Source organism: Dietzia sp. IN118, assembly GCF_032905965.1.
Lineage (GTDB): Bacteria > Actinomycetota > Actinomycetes > Mycobacteriales > Mycobacteriaceae > Dietzia > Dietzia kunjamensis.
In genome coordinates, this window is sequence record NZ_JAUMSR010000001.1 from 787,348 (window position 1) to 803,045 (window position 15,698).

The window sequence follows — 15,698 nt, forward strand, 5'->3', positions numbered from 1 at the left end:
TCACCAGGGACGGCCCGGCGATATCGCCGGGCCGTCCCTGTCCTATTTGCGTTCCACTCGCCCGTTTCCTCACGCCCGCCTGCCCTCTGGCCGCGAAAACGAAACACTTTTCCACGGGATGTAACAAAGCATGCCTCCGGAGCGGTAGTTTATAGTGACCGTGGCCACAGATGATGGCTGCAGTGAGGAGTGGTGTCGTGGGCGCAGAGGTATCCGTCGAAGGTCTGACCAAGTCCTTCGGAACGCAGGCGATCTGGGAGGACGTCTCGTTCACCCTTCCCGTGGGAGAGGTCAGCGCGCTCCTGGGTCCGTCGGGCACAGGAAAGTCGGTTTTCCTCAAGTCGTTGATCGGCCTGCTCCGTCCAGAGCGCGGCAAGATCATCATCGACGGCACGGACATCCTCCAGTGCACCGTCAAGGAGCTCTACGAGATCCGCAAGCTCTTCGGCGTCCTGTTCCAGGACGGGGCGCTGTTCGGCTCCATGGACCTCTACGACAACGTGGCGTTCCCGTTGCGTGAGCACACCCGCAAGTCCGAGTCCGAGATCCGTAGCATCGTCATGGAGAAGCTCGAGCTCACCGGCCTCACAGGGGCCGAGGGCAAGCTCCCCGCCGAGATCTCCGGAGGGATGCGCAAACGCGCCGGCCTGGCCCGTGCGCTGGTCCTGGACCCGGAGATCATCCTGGTGGACGAGCCGGACTCGGGGCTCGATCCGGTCCGCACCACGTACCTGGCGCAGTCGCTCATCGACATCAACGCGCAAATCGACGCCACCATCCTCATCGTGACGCACAACATCAACCTCGCCCGGACCGTCCCGGACAACCTGGGCATGCTCTACCGCAAGAAGCTCGTGATGTTCGGTCCCCGCGAGGTGCTGCTCACGAGCGAGGAGCCCTCGGTCCGCCAGTTCCTGCGCGGTTCCAAGCTGGGACCGATCGGGATGTCCGAGGAGAAGGACGACGCGCAGATGCGCGAGGAGCAGGCACAGGCGGACGCCGGCCACAACGACGGGTCCCCGGGAGCCGACGAGGTCACGGGTGTCCCGCCACAGATGCAGCCCACCCCGGGCGGCCCCGAGCGCCGGGGTGAGATCCGCCGTGAGAAGCGTGTGGCCGAGATGCTGGACACCCTCCCCGAGGGCGCCCAGACCGCCATCCGCGAGGAGTGGGCGGCCCGCGGCCACGGTAACAGTAGGGTCACAGCGTCGGCGCCGGTCGACGCCACCACGGGCGCTGCGGGTGGCGGCAGTCAGCGGCTGTCGACGACCACTACGGGTCCTAATGGGTCCGAGGACGCCGGAGAGATCGGAGGAAAGGCATGGCGGAGGGCGTGAACCAGCAACCCGCGGTGAAGGCCGGTGTGTCGCCAGCAGATGTCGGCGGAGGTGTCCGGACTGCGGTGGGCGGCGCCGGTGCGGTCTTCCGACTGTTCCTCGAGGTGTTCAGAGGGGTCTTCAGGAGGCCGTTCCAGTTCCGAGAGTTCATCGAGCAGTCGTGGTTCATCGCGTCCGTGACGATCCTGCCGTCGGCACTGGTCGCGATCCCCTTCGGGGCGGTCGTGGCGATGCAGACGGGCTCGCTGGTCCAGCAGCTCGGGGCTGAGGCCTATACGGGAGCGACCGGCGTCCTCGCCGTCGTGCAGCAGGGCGCGCCGCTGGTGACCTCGCTGCTTATCGCGGGCGCCGCCGGGTCGGCGGTGGCCGCTGATCTGGGCGCCCGCTCCATCCGCGAGGAACTCGACGCGATGCGCGTCCTGGGGATCGACCCCATCCAACGACTCGTCGTCCCCCGGGTGCTCGGCATGATGCTCGTCGCGGTGCTCCTGAACGGGCTCGTCTCCATCGTCGGGATCTCCGGTGGTTACGTGTTCAACATCATGTTGCAGGGCGGCACCCCGGGTGCCTATCTGATGTCCTTCGGGGCCCTCGCCCAGTTGCCCGATTTCATCATGTCCTCGATCAAAGCGCTGATCTTCGGACTGATCGCCGGCGTCGTCGCCTCGTACTGCGGCATGAATCCCAAGGGCGGACCCAAGGGGGTTGGCGACGCCGTCAACCTGGGCGTGGTCCTCACATTCCTCCTGCTGTTCTTCGCCAACCTCATCCTCACGGCGATGTACCTGCAGATCGTTCCCCCGAAGGGGTCGTAATGGCGATCCATACTGATGTCGGACCCACGAGGGCCCGGCTGAGAGCCCTCGTCCGCGGCCCGATCAGCTCGTTCGACTCCCTGGGAGACCAGCTCGCGTTCCACCTGCGCGCGATTCGCTGGATCCCCCAGACGATCGTCCACTACCGGCACGAGGTGCTGCGTCTGATCGCGGAGGTGACCTTCGGAGTCGGCACACTGGCGGTCCTGGGCGGAACCATCGGCGTCATCGTCATGATGAGCGGGTTCACCGGGGTCGTCGTCGGCCTGCAGGGGTACGCAGCCCTCGACCAAATCGGCAGCTCGGTCCTCACCGGCTTCCTGTCCGCCTACGTCAACACCCGTGAGGTCGCGCCCGTCGTGGCGTCGCTCGCCCTGTCCGCCACCGTCGGCTGCGGTTTCACCGCCCAGCTCGGTGCCATGCGGATCTCCGAGGAGATCGACGCCTTGGAGGTCATGGCGATTCCGAGCGTGCCGTACCTCGTCACCACTCGGGTCATCGCCGGGTTCATCGCCGTCATTCCGCTCTACGTCGTGGGTCTGCTCTCGTCATACCTCGCCACGCGGGGAGTCAACACCATGATTCAAGGACAGTCCACAGGGTCGTTCGACCACTACTTCCATCTGTTCCTGCCTCCGGAAGACGTGATCTACTCCTTCATCAAGGTGATCATCTTCGCCTTCGTGCTGGTGATGATCCACTGCTACTACGGCTACACCGCGTCCGGGGGCCCGGCCGGCGTCGGCGTGGCGGTGGGGCGCGCTGTCCGCACCACGATCGTCGTGGTGGCGATCCTGAACTTCTTCGTCGGACTGGCACTTTGGGGCACGACCACGACGGTGCGGGTGGCGGGATGAACGAGCTCTCCGTACTCTCCAAGCGGTTGCTGGCCGCCCTTTTCATCATTATCGTCCTGGCGTTCGTCGGGACCACCATCGCGATCTACAACCGCGCCTTCACCGACTCGGACGGCGTCACCCTGTACACCGACGACATGGCGTTCGCGCTGCCGAACGACGCCGACGTCAAGGCGCGCGGTGTCCTCGTGGGCCGCGTCTCCGGTGTCGAACCCGACGGGGACCGCGTGCAGGTCAACATGGAGTTCGACCCGGCGCTCATCGAACAACTGCCGGCCAACGTCCGTGGCCGCCTGCTCCCCAAGACGTTGTTCGGTGAGCGGTTCGTCGACCTGGGGTTCCCCGATCAGCCCGTGGGGACGCTCGAACCGGGAGCGACCATCGAGCAGGACACCCGCGGCAACGCGATCGAGTTGGGGCGCGTCCTGGACGGGCTACTCCCCGTTCTCGAGGCGGTCCCGCCGGAGAAACTGGCGGGCACGCTCGGCGCGATCAACCAGGCGTTGTCAGGCCGTGGGGACGAGATCGGCGCCAGCCTGGTCGAGATCGGACAGGTGTTCGACGGCATCAACCAGGAGTTGCCCGCTCTGGAATCCGGGCTGGAGGATCTGGCGACATTCTCCCAGACCTATTCCGAGGCGCTGCCTGATCTCATCAACGCTCTGGACGCTCTGCGCACCACCGGCGACACGGTGGTCCAGCGCCGCCCCGACATCGCCGACGGACTGCGGCGGATCAGCGAATCGTCCGAGGTCCTCACCGGTTTCCTCGCCGCTAACCGCAACGACCTCATCTCCCTGGCGGTGGACTCGCGCACCTCCCTGGAGTACCTGGCTGAGTATTCGCCAGCACTGCCGTGCTCGGTGGGGAATTTCATGACACTTCTGGACCGGTCCGATGCCATCCTGGGCGTGGGCACCGAGCACCCCGCCATCCGGGTGACGCTCGAGCTCGTCAATCCCAGAGGGCGTTACGTGCCCAACCAGGACGAGCCGCGGTTCTTCGACACCCGCGGTCCCCGCTGTTACGACCCGGCGCAGGAGCCGTTCTACTTCGGTGGGGCCCCCGGCGGGGCGATCGCCGACGGGAGCTACCAGATCCCCACCCGCAATCCGGGGCCCGCGTTCATCCCGACTCTGCCCAATCCGCTTCTCCGGGACGGGCCGGTTCCGGCACTCCGTAACCGTGGCTCGGTTCCCCCGGCTCCCGGGCGGGCGGTGCCCGAGCAGCCCAATATGCCGTTTCCGTCAACCGTGACCGCGGGTCAGGACACCGACGTGGTGGCTATGGCCTACGCCGGCTCGCCGCTGGAGACCGACACCGTCCGAACCGTCCTGGGGGTCGCGTCCTCGCGCGGCGCGCAGGAGATCCCTGCCTGGATCGGCCAGATCGGCGCCCCGGCGCTTCGCGGAACGGAGGTCGGTTTCCGATGAACGCCAAACTGAAGGCCCTATTCCGTGGCGGCCTGCTGGGGTCATTCGTCAAACTGGTGGTCTTCATCGTGGTCACAGTGCTGCTCAGTTCGGTCCTCGCCGTGACCATCAGGGGCGGCACCCGGGCGGAAGGTACGGAGTACTCTGCGATCTTCTCCGACGTGACCATGCTGGAGGAGGGCGACGACGTCCGGATAGCCGGCGTCGTGGTGGGCAACATCACCGGGATGGAGATCCACGAACGCGACCTGGCTAAGGTGGACTTCACCCTGGCCGGCGACCGCACGCTGCCGGCCAACGTGCACCTGGCACTGCGGTTCCGGAACATGATCGGCCAGCGGTACCTGAACATCTCCCGGGAGCCCGGACCCGTCCAATCGGCCCTGGAGGAAGGGAGCACGATCGGAATCGAGAAGACCTCGCCCGCGGTCGATCTCACGGCGCTGTTCAACGGTTTCCGCCCGCTCTTCACGACCCTGCAGCCGGAGGACGTCAACGCGCTCGCCGACTCGCTGGTGCGGGTACTGCAAGGGGAGGGCGGCACCGTGACGAGCCTGGTCCGCCAGACTGGTGAGCTGACCAACCACCTGGCCGATCGGGATCAGGTGATCGGCGAAGTCATCGACAACCTCACCCGGGTCCTCGAGACCATCAACGAGCGGGACGTGCAGTTCCAGCAGCTCGTGGTGACCACCAGGCAACTCGTCGAGGGACTCGCCGACGAGCGCGACGCTATCGGCAGTTCGCTCGACTCGATGGCGGATCTGACCTCGTCGGCGGAGAACATCGTCACCGCCACGCGGCCCGCCGTGACGGATTCGCTCGACCACCTCAAGGTGGTCACCGACCAGATCACGACGAACCGCGACACGCTCAGCGAGGTTCTCATCAACCTGCCGCGCAAGACCGACAACCTCATCAGGATGGGTTCGTTCGGGTCCTGGCTCCAGTTCTATCTCTGTGGACTCGACGTGGTGCACGGCCCAGGCACCAACGTGCCCAACCTTCTTCCGAGCGGCGGTCCCACGATCAATCAGCCGGTGTACACGAACGTCGCGCCCCGGTGCCACGCAGGGGGAATCCCATGAGCAAGCGCAGTGCGAACGAGCCGAGGTTCAGCAACGCCACCATCGGAGCGATCGGGGTCCTGGTGATCCTCGCCCTGACCGCCGTGTCGTTCAGACTCGACGCGCTACCGATCGTCGGGGCGGGACCCAAATACACAGCCTACTTTTCCGAGGCCGCCGGGCTAGCGGACGGTAGCGAGGTCCGCGTGGCCGGCGTCAAGGTTGGCGTCGTGACCGACGTGGCGCTCGAAGGCGACAAGGTGGCCGTGGGCTTCCGGGCCAAGGACGCCTGGCTGGGTGACGACACCCGGGCGAGCATCCAGCTCAAGACCGTGCTCGGCCAGAAGTACCTCGCGCTCACGCCGGCGGGAACCGGGGAACTCGACACGTCGGAGCCGATCCCGCTTGAGCGGACGGTGGCCCCGTACGACGTGGTCACAGCTTTCTCCTCCGCAGCGGAGACGCTCGACGAGATCGATGACGCCAAATTGGCAGCGAGCCTGGACACACTCACCGATGCGATGCAGGCGTCGCCCGAGGAGTTCCGGGGCGCGGTCGACGGCATGGCGCGTCTGTCGCAGACCGTGTCCAGCCGGGACGCCGAATTGCGGAACCTACTCGAGGCCACGCGTACGAGCTCCCAGATCGTGGCGGACCGTAATGACGACTTCCGGCGCCTGATCATCGGCACCGGACAGTTGTTGGGCGAACTCAACGACCGCGCCGAGAGTCTCAAGCTGGTGTTGGCCTCCACGCGCGGACTGTCGATCGAACTCCGCCGGTTCGTCGCGGAGAACGAGGCCGAGTTCAAGCCGACCCTGGATAGTCTCGACTCCGCCCTGGCGGTGTTGACCGACCACGAGGAAGAGCTGAGGGCATCCATCCACAACCTCGGGCCCTTCTATCGGCTGTACTCCAACATTCTGGGCTCGGGCAGATGGTTCGACACCGTGGTCACCAACCTCGTCCCGCCGGGTATTCCTGAGCCGCCCTTCTATCCCGGCGCCCGCGCGCCGGCCAGACAGAGTGGGATCAACTGATGCACAAGAAGATGCCGTACTCGTTCGTCGGGCTGCTGCTCGTCGTCGTCGTGGCCGCCGTGACTGTGATTTTCCTCGCCGTCACGGGGTTCGGACGCACCAGCATCACCGCCACCTTCCCGACAGCCGTCGGAATATCGGAGGGCTCCGATGTCCGGATCCTGGGGGTCACGGTGGGTTCCGTCGACAAGGTGACCCCGATGGGGGAGACCGTCGAGGTCGAGTTCCACGTCCGCCGGGGCGTGGACGTCCCGGCGGACGCCAAGGCGGTCCAGGTGACGCCCTCGGTCGTCCCTGACCGTAACGTCCAACTACTGCCCGCCTACTCAGGCGGCCCCAAGATGGAATCGGGCGCGCACATCCCCCTCGAGCGGACCGCGACACCGGTCGAGGTGGACAAGCTCTACGCCTCGGTGGAGGAACTGACCGATGCTCTCGGCCCGGAGGGTGCCAACAAGGACGGCGCTCTCGACCGGTTCGTCACCGCGTCCGCGGACACGCTCGGAGGCAACGGTGCCGCACTCGGGCGGTCGATCGACGAGTTGTCGCAGGCCGCGACGACGCTGGCGGATTCGAGTCAGGACATCAGCGAGACCGTGGTCAATCTGCAGTCGTTCGTCACGATGCTCGCGCAGAACGATGCCCAGGTGAGGCAGTTCAACTCCCAGATGTCGACCTTCAACCAGACTGTCGCTGGTCAGCGCGAGGACCTCCAGGGCGCCCTCGCCGAACTGAGCTACGCCCTCGCGGACGTCGCGCGTGTCGTGCGGGACAACCAGGACGTGATCCGCAGCAATGCGGACCGTTTGGTGAGACTCAGTCAGATCACCGCGGACCAGAGGGGCGACATCGAGGAGATCCTCAAGACTGCTCCGTTGGCTCTGTCCAACCTCCTCGGCGCCTACGACCCCGAGGCCGGGCTGTTGTCCTTACGTCTCGGCATCCCGGAGTTGCAGGACCCGGCCGGCGTCCTGTGCCAGCTCATGACACTTGGCCGCCTGAACCCCGGGGACCAGATGCTGGCCGAACTCGACAACCTCCGGCGCGCAGATATCGAGGCCTGCGAGGCTCTCGCGCCGCAGCGCAACGCCGATCTACAAGCGTCGAACCCGGATCTGCCGTTGGGCATCCTCGCTGGCGAGATGAATCAGTCTGTCCCGGTTCCCGGGACGGTCCAGGGCAATCGCGGGTGGCCGATGACGCCCGCCTCGGAAGGGGGACGGGGATGATCCGGCCGACCACGCCCATCCTCGGTCGCGCCGTCCGCGCGGTCGGTGCCAGCGCGCTCGTGGCCGCCGTCGCGGCGGGGTGCTCGTTGAATCTGGAGGACTACACTCTGCCGGGTGGCGCGGACCTGGGTGAGGACCCCATGCACGTGGCCGTCCGCTTCGACGATGTGTTGGACCTGGTCCTGCAGTCGTCGGTCAAGGTCAATGGTCTTGACGCCGGTCGCGTGTCCGGTATCTCGCTGGCGGAGGACGGGTGGACCGCAGAGGTGGACATCGTCCTCCGCGGCGACATGGAGCTCCCCGCCAACGTCGAGGCCTCGATCCAGCAGACCAATCTCCTTGGCGAGAAGTTCGTGCAGCTCAGCCCGCCGGAGGACGAGCCGCCCACCGGAGAGCTGTCCGGCGGTGACGTCATCGCCAGTTCGGACACCCGCACGGCTACCGACATCGAGCAGGTTCTCGGCGCGCTGTCGCTGTTGCTCAACGGCGGCGGCGTGGACCAACTGCAACCGATCGTGGCCGAACTGCGCAAGGCCACCGACGGCCGCGAGGAGGATCTCACCCGGACCCTGCGATCGGCGGAGGAGCTCATCGGGGGCCTGAACCGGCAGCGCGACAGCATCACCGAAGCCCTCGAGGGCGTGAACCTCATGACGTCGCGTGCCAACGATCAGCGCCAGCAGATCGAGGCGGCGCTCGACGAGCTGCCCGCCGGGGTGGCGGTGCTCGAGGAGCAGCGCTCGCAGTTCGTGGAGATGCTGCGCCGGGTCGACACACTGGGCCAGGTCGGCTCGGAAGTCCTGCTCACCAGCAGGGAGGACCTCATCGCCGACCTGCGGGCGCTGCGCCCTGTGCTGCAGTCCCTCGGCGAGTCGACTCCGGAGCTCATCGAACTGATCGGTTTCGTCCCCACCTTCCCGTTCCCGGACTCGTCTATCCCGGCGACCGTCGGCGGCGCGGCCAACATCTTTCTCTCCGTGGACGCGACGATCTCTGAGACGCTCCGGAATCTGGGGGCGAATCAGGGCGAACCGGTGGTTCGCCGTCCGAACACCACGAGCGGGCCCTACGTCGTGGACCCGCAGAACCCGTGGGTCGGCGACAACGGCCCGGACCGGCGGACGACCATCGTGCTGCCGCTCCTGCCGGTCCCGCCGGTCATGGACCGGGCGGTGGTGCCCAAGCCCGCACCAGGAGTCTCGGAGTTCTCCGAGAACTACCTGCCCGAACCAGGAGAGCCAGGAAACCGATGAGCAAGACACTCCGCACCCAGCTCATCGCCTTCTGTGTGATCGCCGCGGTCGGGATCACCTATGTAGGTGCCAACTACGTTCGCTTACCTTCGCTGTTCGGGATCGGCCAGTACCAGGTCTATCTGGACCTACCCGAGACCGGCGGGGTGTTCACCAACGCGGCCGTCAACTACCGCGGCACGGCGATCGGACGGGTGGGCGAGCTCTCGCTCACCGACGACGGTGTGCGAGTCGAGCTCGACCTCGACTCGAGCGCCCCCGACGTCCCGGCGGACACCGAGGCCGTGGTCGCCAACCGCTCCGCCATCGGAGAGCAGTACGTGGACTTGCGACCCAACAGCAGCTCGGCGCCGTATCTCGAGGACGGGGACGTCGTCTCCGCCGGACGTGAGGCGTTGCCGGTACCCGTCGAGAACCTGTTGGCCTCCGTCGACGACCTTTCCCGATCGGTCCCCTTGGACGATCTCGAGGTGACCGTCGATGAACTCGGCAAGGCGTTCCAGGGCCGGGGACCCCAACTGGAGCGACTCTCGGACTCCCTCATCCGGATTTCCGAGTCCGGTATCCGCACCATGCCGCAGTTGCAGACGCTGATCCGCGACGGGGCGACCGTCCTGGAGACGCAGGCCGACCAGTCCGGTGAGATCGTCAGTTTCTCCCGCGATCTCAGGACGGTCACCGAGGCGTTGCGTGACTCGGACTCCGACCTGGAACGGCTGATCACCACGGGACCGGAGTTCGCCGACGAGGCCCGCTATCTGGTGGAGAACTCCGGCGCCCCGCTCTCCGGAACCGTGCGGAACCTGGCGGCCACGATGAAGACGATCGATCCACTGGCGCCGTCGTTCAAGTTGCTGCTGCAGCTGTTGCCGGCACTGGCCGCCGGCGGGATGTCCGTCGCCCCGGGGGACGGGACAATCCACTTCGGTCTGTCCCTCGAGACGAACAACCCACCAGCGTGTACGCAAGGATACGAAGGTACGTGGGAGATCATCGACCAGATGAAGGCGCAGGACCCGTCCTTCGACTGGCAGGAACAGAACTTCCCGCCCAACTACGACGCGCAGTGCACCGTGCCCTTCGGCAGCCCCACCGCCGTCCGCGGTGCCGACCGGGTGGAGTACGCGCACCCGGACGTGCCGCAGCCCTGGGACGCCAAGCCCAAGATCGACCCCGACAGGGCCAACCTGTCCGTGGCGGCCACGCAGCTCGCGGTGTTGCAGGGGTTGATCCCCCGGTGACCGTGCGGCGGGGCGGCGACTCGGCGGACGGTGGGTCCGGTAGTGTCGCCGCCATGGGTTCGCAGGTAACGGACGGGGATGCGCGCCGCCCCGGGGGGACGGGGACCGTGCCGAGATGGCTGGTGGTCCTCGCGGTGAGTATCCTCGTGGCGGGGCTGGCAACGCTGGTGGTGTTCGGGGTGCGGTACACCCAGGCGCGGGCGGCCCAGGAGGTGGCGACCGAGCGCGAGGCGGCATCCGACGTCGCCGCGCAGGTGATAATCAACGCCTTCAGTTTCGACCACCGGAACGTCGACGAATCGCTCGAGCAGTTGGCGGAGGCCTCGGCCGGTGAGTTCCTCGCCGAGCAGGAGCAGTGGGCCGACGACGTGCGAACGCGCGTGGTGGAGCAGAAGGCGGTCACCACGGCGACGGTCTCGCACACCGCTGTCGAGACCCTGGATCTCGAGGCCGGCGACGCGGCCGTCCTCGTGGTGTTCACCGCCCACTCCGAGCGGGAGGGCCAGGACGACATCACAGGCCGTCAGGCGATGCGCGTGGACCTGACGCGAGAGGACGGCACCTGGAAGGCCGACGCGGTCAACCAGGTGGGTGTGACGGTCCCGGTAGGCGAGTCCGGTCGGTCCGTGGAGGAGCTCGACGCTCCGGAGGAACAGGACGACCCGGCCACCGAGGAGGAGTCGACCCCCGCGCCGACCACCTCCGCCGGACGATGACGAAGGACGACAGTCGCTGATGCCACCGATCAAGAGAACCCAGAAGTCGGTCAATCCGGCGCCCCGTAGGCGGCTGGCCGGACACGCCGGACAGACCCGACCCGAGGGCGGGAACGCCGCGGGCCCCACGTCGTGGGACGCACGAGACGACGAGGTGGGCGGCGACGGAACCGGGGCGGGTCGCGGGGAACGGCGTGCCGGCCGTCGGCCCGGTGGTCGCACGATCGCGTACTCCGCCATCGCGACGGGGCTGGCCGCCGGGGCCATCGGGGCGTTCCTGGCGACGGAACCCGGGGTCGACGTGGACAACAGGGCGTTCGTTGACCGGGAGGCCACCGAGGAGGTCCTCTCGGCAGCGACGACCAACGTCCAGCGGCTCGTGGCGATCGATCACGAGACCCTCGACGAGTATCACGACTCCCTGGGGGAATTCCTCACCCCGAAGCTCGTCAACGAGTTGGACGAGAACTGGCCCGCGTTGCGTGACAGCTACGAGCAGTCCGCGACGAGCGTCGACGCAGAGGTCCGCGAGGCCGGTCTCGCCTACCTGCAGGGCGACAAGGCCGAGGTGTTGCTGGTCCAGGATGTGTCGATGACCAGGGACGGCGCGGCTGCGGGAAGTACCAGCGGCACCTATCTCGTCGGTCTGGACAAGATCGACGGCGTGTGGAAACTGTCGAGGATCCCGGATCTGCCCTCCTGACGAGGACTGGTCGGGAACCGATCCGGCAACCGACCGTGCCAGATCCTTGACGAAAGTGCTTTCACCCGTCACCCTTTAGGGGCATCGGGCGAGTGCCGTAGAGGTTGAGTGCGACACGGTCCGGGTGCGACGTCCCGACCGGGGGCCGATGAGGCGAGAGCCACGAGGGCAACCAGCGCAGAGACGGACGCCGGACCACGCATGTGACCAGCCTCCGGGGGACACTCCGTTGCAGGCTGGACTTTGTCGCCGCCTTCCGCTAGATTAGGTCGTTGCGCTGGCTGCTATTTGCCCTCCCGTCCGTCCGTGACGGCTCACTCCCGGTTCCGCCGGGTGCTTTCCGAGCCCTCGATATCGCGGCGGACCTGGGTGGATACCCGTCGGCGGACCGCTCGCAGATACATCTGTGGTCACCGCCCGTGGTGATCACGTGAGGTGCTGGAAGGACCCATCTTGGCAGTCTCCCGCCAGACCACGTCAGTCTCCACCGTTCCCGGTGCGCCCCGGAGGGTTTCGTTCGCGAAACTCTCCGAGCCGTTGCCGGTCCCGGGGCTGCTCGACCTCCAGACGGAGTCGTTCGAGTGGTTCATCGGCTCGGAGGAGTGGCAAGAGAGGGCCGCCTCGCGCGGTACCACGAACCTCGAGGGAGGCCTGGAGTCCATCCTCAAGGAGATCTCCCCGATCGAGGACTTCTCCGGATCGATGTCGCTCTCGTTCTCGGAGCCCTACTTCGAAGAGGTCAAGGCGTCCCTCGAGGACTGCCGCGAAAAGGATCGCACCTACGAGGCGCCCCTGTTCGTCACGGCCGAGTTCGAGAACACCGAGACCGGTGAGATCAAGTCCCAGACGGTCTTCATGGGTGATTTCCCCATGATGACCGACAAGGGCACGTTCATCATCAACGGCACCGAGCGGGTCGTCGTCTCCCAGCTCGTCCGGTCGCCGGGCGTGTACTTCGATCGCTCGCGTGACAAGTCCACGGAGCGGGACGTCCACTCCGTCAAGGTCATCCCGTCGCGTGGCGCGTGGCTCGAGTTCGACGTCGACAAGCGCGACACCGTCGGCGTCCGCATCGACCGCAAGCGTCGCCAGTCGGTCACCGTCCTGCTCAAGGCCCTCGGGTGGACGACCACCGAGATCAAGGAGCGTTACGGCTTCTCCGAGATCATGATGTCCACGCTCGAGAAGGACACGGTCGAGGACACCGACCAGGCCCTGCTCGAGATCTACCGCAAGCTGCGCCCGGGCGAGCCGCCGACCCGCGAGTCCGCGGAGGCGCTCCTGGAGAACCTGTTCTTCAAGGAGAAGCGTTACGACCTGGCCCGCGTCGGTCGTTACAAGGTCAACCGCAAGCTCGGCCTGCCCGACCCCGAGGGTGACGCCACCACGACGCTCACCCGCGAGGACATCGCCGCCACCATCGAGTACCTCGTGCGCCTCCACGCGGGCGACGACTCGATGCAGGTGGCCGGTGGCCGCGAGGTGCCGGTCGAGGTCGACGACATCGACCACTTCGGCAACCGTCGTCTGCGTACCGTCGGTGAGCTCATCCAGAACCAGGTCCGCGTCGGCCTGTCCCGCATGGAGCGTGTCGTCCGCGAGCGCATGACCACGCAGGACTCCGAGGCGATCACCCCGCAGTCGCTGATCAACATCCGGCCCATCACGGCGGCGCTCAAGGAGTTCTTCGGAACCTCCCAGATGTCGCAGTTCATGGACCAGAACAACCCGTTGTCGGGTCTGACCCATAAGCGTCGTCTGTCCGCGCTGGGCCCCGGTGGTCTGTCGCGTGAGCGCGCCGGGCTCGAGGTCCGTGACGTGCACGCCTCGCACTACGGCCGCATGTGCCCGATCGAGACCCCCGAGGGTCCGAACATCGGTCTGATCGGTTCGCTCTCGGTGTACGCGCGGGTCAACCCGTTCGGCTTCATCGAGACCCCGTACCGCCGCGTCTACGAGGGCGTCGTCACCGATCAGGTGGACTACCTCACCGCCGACGAGGAGGACCGCTACGTCGTCGCGCAGGCCAACTCGGAGATCGACGCCGACGGCCGCTTCGTCGAGGACCGCATCCTCGTGCGCAAGAAGCACGGTGATGTCGAGATGGTCGAGCCGGGCGACGTCGACTACATGGACGTCTCGCCGCGGCAGATGGTCTCCGTGGCCACCGCGATGATCCCGTTCCTCGAGCACGATGACGCCAACCGTGCCCTGATGGGCGCGAACATGCAGCGGCAGTCCGTGCCGCTCGTGCGTTCCGAGGCGCCGCTCGTCGGCACCGGCATGGAGCTGCGCGCGGCCGTGGACGCCGGCGACGTGGTCGTCAACACCGCCCCGGGCATGGTGGAGGAGGTCTCGGCCGACTTCATCACCGTGATGGACGACGACGGCGGGCGTCAGACCTACCGCCTGTCGAAGTTCGCGCGCTCGAACCAGGGCACCTGCTCCAACCAGCGTCCGATCGTCGACGAGGGTGACCGCGTCGAGGTCGGCCAGGTCCTGGCCGACGGCCCCTGCACCGAGAACGGCGAGATGGCGCTGGGCAAGAACCTGCTCGTCGCGATCATGCCGTGGGAGGGCCACAACTACGAGGACGCGATCATCCTCTCGCAGCGCCTGGTGGAGGAGGACGTGCTCACGTCCATCCACATCGAGGAGCACGAGATCGACGCCCGCGACACCAAGCTGGGCGCCGAGGAGATCACGCGGGACATCCCCAACGTCTCCGACGAGGTCCTGGCGGACCTCGACGACCGCGGCATCGTGCGCATCGGCGCCGAGGTCCGTGACGGTGACGTCCTCGTCGGCAAGGTCACGCCGAAGGGTGAGACCGAGCTGACCCCGGAGGAGCGCCTGCTGCGCGCCATCTTCGGTGAGAAGGCGCGCGAGGTGCGCGACACCTCGCTCAAGGTGCCCCACGGTGAGTCCGGCAAGGTCATCGGCGTCCGCGTCTTCTCGCGGGACGACGACGACGATCTGCCCCCCGGTGTCAACGAGCTGGTGCGCGTCTACGTCGCGCAGAAGCGCAAGATCCAGGACGGCGACAAGCTCGCCGGCCGCCACGGCAACAAGGGCGTCATCGGCAAGATCCTCCCCGCCGAGGACATGCCGTTCATGCCCGACGGCACGCCGGTGGACATCATCCTCAACACGCACGGCGTCCCGCGTCGTATGAACATCGGTCAGATCATGGAGACCCACCTCGGCTGGCTGGCCAAGGCCGGCTGGGAGGTCCCGCGTGAGGCGGACGGCTCCCTGCCCGACTGGGCGACCAAGCTGCCGGAGGAGATCCACAGCGTCGAGGCCGGCACCAACACGGCCACGCCCGTCTTCGACGGCGCGGCGGACACGGAGATCACCGGTCTGCTCGGCTGCACCCTGCCGAACCGTGACGGCGAGCGCATGGTGCAGGCCGACGGCAAGGCGACCCTCTTCGACGGTCGCTCCGGCGAGCCCTTCCCGTACCCGGTGTCCGTGGGCTACATGTACATCCTCAAGTTGCACCACCTCGTGGACGACAAGATCCACGCGCGTTCGACCGGTCCGTACTCGATGATCACCCAGCAGCCGCTCGGCGGTAAGGCCCAGTTCGGTGGCCAGCGATTCGGTGAGATGGAGTGCTGGGCGATGCAGGCCTACGGCGCGGCGTACACGCTGCAGGAGCTGCTGACGATCAAGTCCGACGACGTCGTGGGCCGCGTGAAGGTCTACGAGGCGATCGTCAAGGGCGAGAACATCCCGGAGCCGGGTATCCCGGAGTCCTTCAAGGTGCTTCTCAAGGAGCTGCAGTCGCTGTGCCTCAACGTGGAGGTGCTCTCCAGCGACGGCCAGGCTGTCTCCCTGGGTGAGGGCGACGACGACGATCTCGACCGCACCGCCGCGAACCTGGGGATCAACCTCTCGCGCGACGAGTCCTCGGCGGCCGACGAGCTGGCGCAGTAAGTAGGCGGGCGGGCGGCAGCCCTGTCGCCCGCCCCGCACCCGAAGAATTCAGTTCCACCACGGCG

Annotated in this window: 12 protein-coding genes; all 12 read left to right on the top strand. The window is 67.0% G+C overall.

What is annotated here, in order from left to right; all coding sequences use genetic code 11:
• Positions 1-197: 197 nt before the first annotated feature.
• The 12 genes from Q2K20_RS03910 to Q2K20_RS03965 all read left to right on the top strand — a co-directional run bounded on the left by Q2K20_RS03910 (position 198) and on the right by Q2K20_RS03965 (position 15,633).
• Complete coding sequence (locus Q2K20_RS03910) at positions 198-1,337, top strand: ABC transporter ATP-binding protein (RefSeq protein WP_069389567.1); 1,140 nt, start codon at positions 198-200, stop codon at positions 1,335-1,337.
• Positions 1,322-2,152 carry an MlaE family ABC transporter permease gene (locus tag Q2K20_RS03915; RefSeq protein WP_069389566.1) on the top strand — a complete coding sequence of 277 codons (831 nt, stop codon included), beginning with the start codon at positions 1,322-1,324 and terminating at the stop codon, positions 2,150-2,152. Before Q2K20_RS03910 ends, Q2K20_RS03915 begins: the two co-directional genes overlap by 16 nt.
• Positions 2,152-3,009, top strand: a complete 858-nt coding sequence (locus tag Q2K20_RS03920; RefSeq protein ID WP_069389565.1) for an MlaE family ABC transporter permease — start codon at positions 2,152-2,154, stop codon at positions 3,007-3,009. Before Q2K20_RS03915 ends, Q2K20_RS03920 begins: the two co-directional genes overlap by 1 nt.
• Positions 3,006-4,442: an MCE family protein gene (locus Q2K20_RS03925; protein ID WP_069389564.1), complete on the top strand. Its 1,437-nt coding sequence runs from the start codon at positions 3,006-3,008 to the stop codon at positions 4,440-4,442. Before Q2K20_RS03920 ends, Q2K20_RS03925 begins: the two co-directional genes overlap by 4 nt.
• Positions 4,439-5,530: an MCE family protein gene (locus Q2K20_RS03930; RefSeq protein ID WP_063971831.1), complete on the top strand. Its 1,092-nt coding sequence runs from the start codon at positions 4,439-4,441 to the stop codon at positions 5,528-5,530. The genes Q2K20_RS03925 and Q2K20_RS03930 overlap by 4 nt, the downstream gene beginning before the upstream one ends.
• The gene (locus Q2K20_RS03935; RefSeq protein ID WP_063971832.1) at positions 5,527-6,549 is read left to right on the top strand and encodes an MCE family protein; all 1,023 of its coding nucleotides are present in this window, start codon (positions 5,527-5,529) and stop codon (positions 6,547-6,549) included. The genes Q2K20_RS03930 and Q2K20_RS03935 overlap by 4 nt, the downstream gene beginning before the upstream one ends.
• Entirely contained in the window at positions 6,549-7,778 is a 1,230-nt protein-coding gene (locus Q2K20_RS03940) for an MCE family protein (RefSeq protein WP_069389563.1), read from the top strand. The genes Q2K20_RS03935 and Q2K20_RS03940 overlap by 1 nt, the downstream gene beginning before the upstream one ends.
• A complete protein-coding gene (locus Q2K20_RS03945; RefSeq protein ID WP_063971834.1) occupies positions 7,775-9,031 on the top strand; it encodes an MCE family protein in 1,257 nt (418 codons plus the stop codon). Before Q2K20_RS03940 ends, Q2K20_RS03945 begins: the two co-directional genes overlap by 4 nt.
• Complete coding sequence (locus Q2K20_RS03950; protein ID WP_063971835.1) at positions 9,028-10,272, top strand: MCE family protein; 1,245 nt, start codon at positions 9,028-9,030, stop codon at positions 10,270-10,272. Before Q2K20_RS03945 ends, Q2K20_RS03950 begins: the two co-directional genes overlap by 4 nt.
• Before the next feature lie 53 nt (positions 10,273-10,325).
• The gene (locus Q2K20_RS03955) at positions 10,326-10,988 is read left to right on the top strand and encodes a hypothetical protein (RefSeq protein ID WP_063971933.1); all 663 of its coding nucleotides are present in this window, start codon (positions 10,326-10,328) and stop codon (positions 10,986-10,988) included.
• Between the two features lie 19 nt (positions 10,989-11,007).
• A complete protein-coding gene (locus Q2K20_RS03960) occupies positions 11,008-11,691 on the top strand; it encodes a hypothetical protein (RefSeq protein ID WP_069389562.1) in 684 nt (227 codons plus the stop codon).
• Between the two features lie 435 nt (positions 11,692-12,126).
• The gene (locus Q2K20_RS03965) at positions 12,127-15,633 is read left to right on the top strand and encodes a DNA-directed RNA polymerase subunit beta (protein ID WP_069389561.1); all 3,507 of its coding nucleotides are present in this window, start codon (positions 12,127-12,129) and stop codon (positions 15,631-15,633) included.
• Positions 15,634-15,698: the final 65 nt, after the last annotated feature.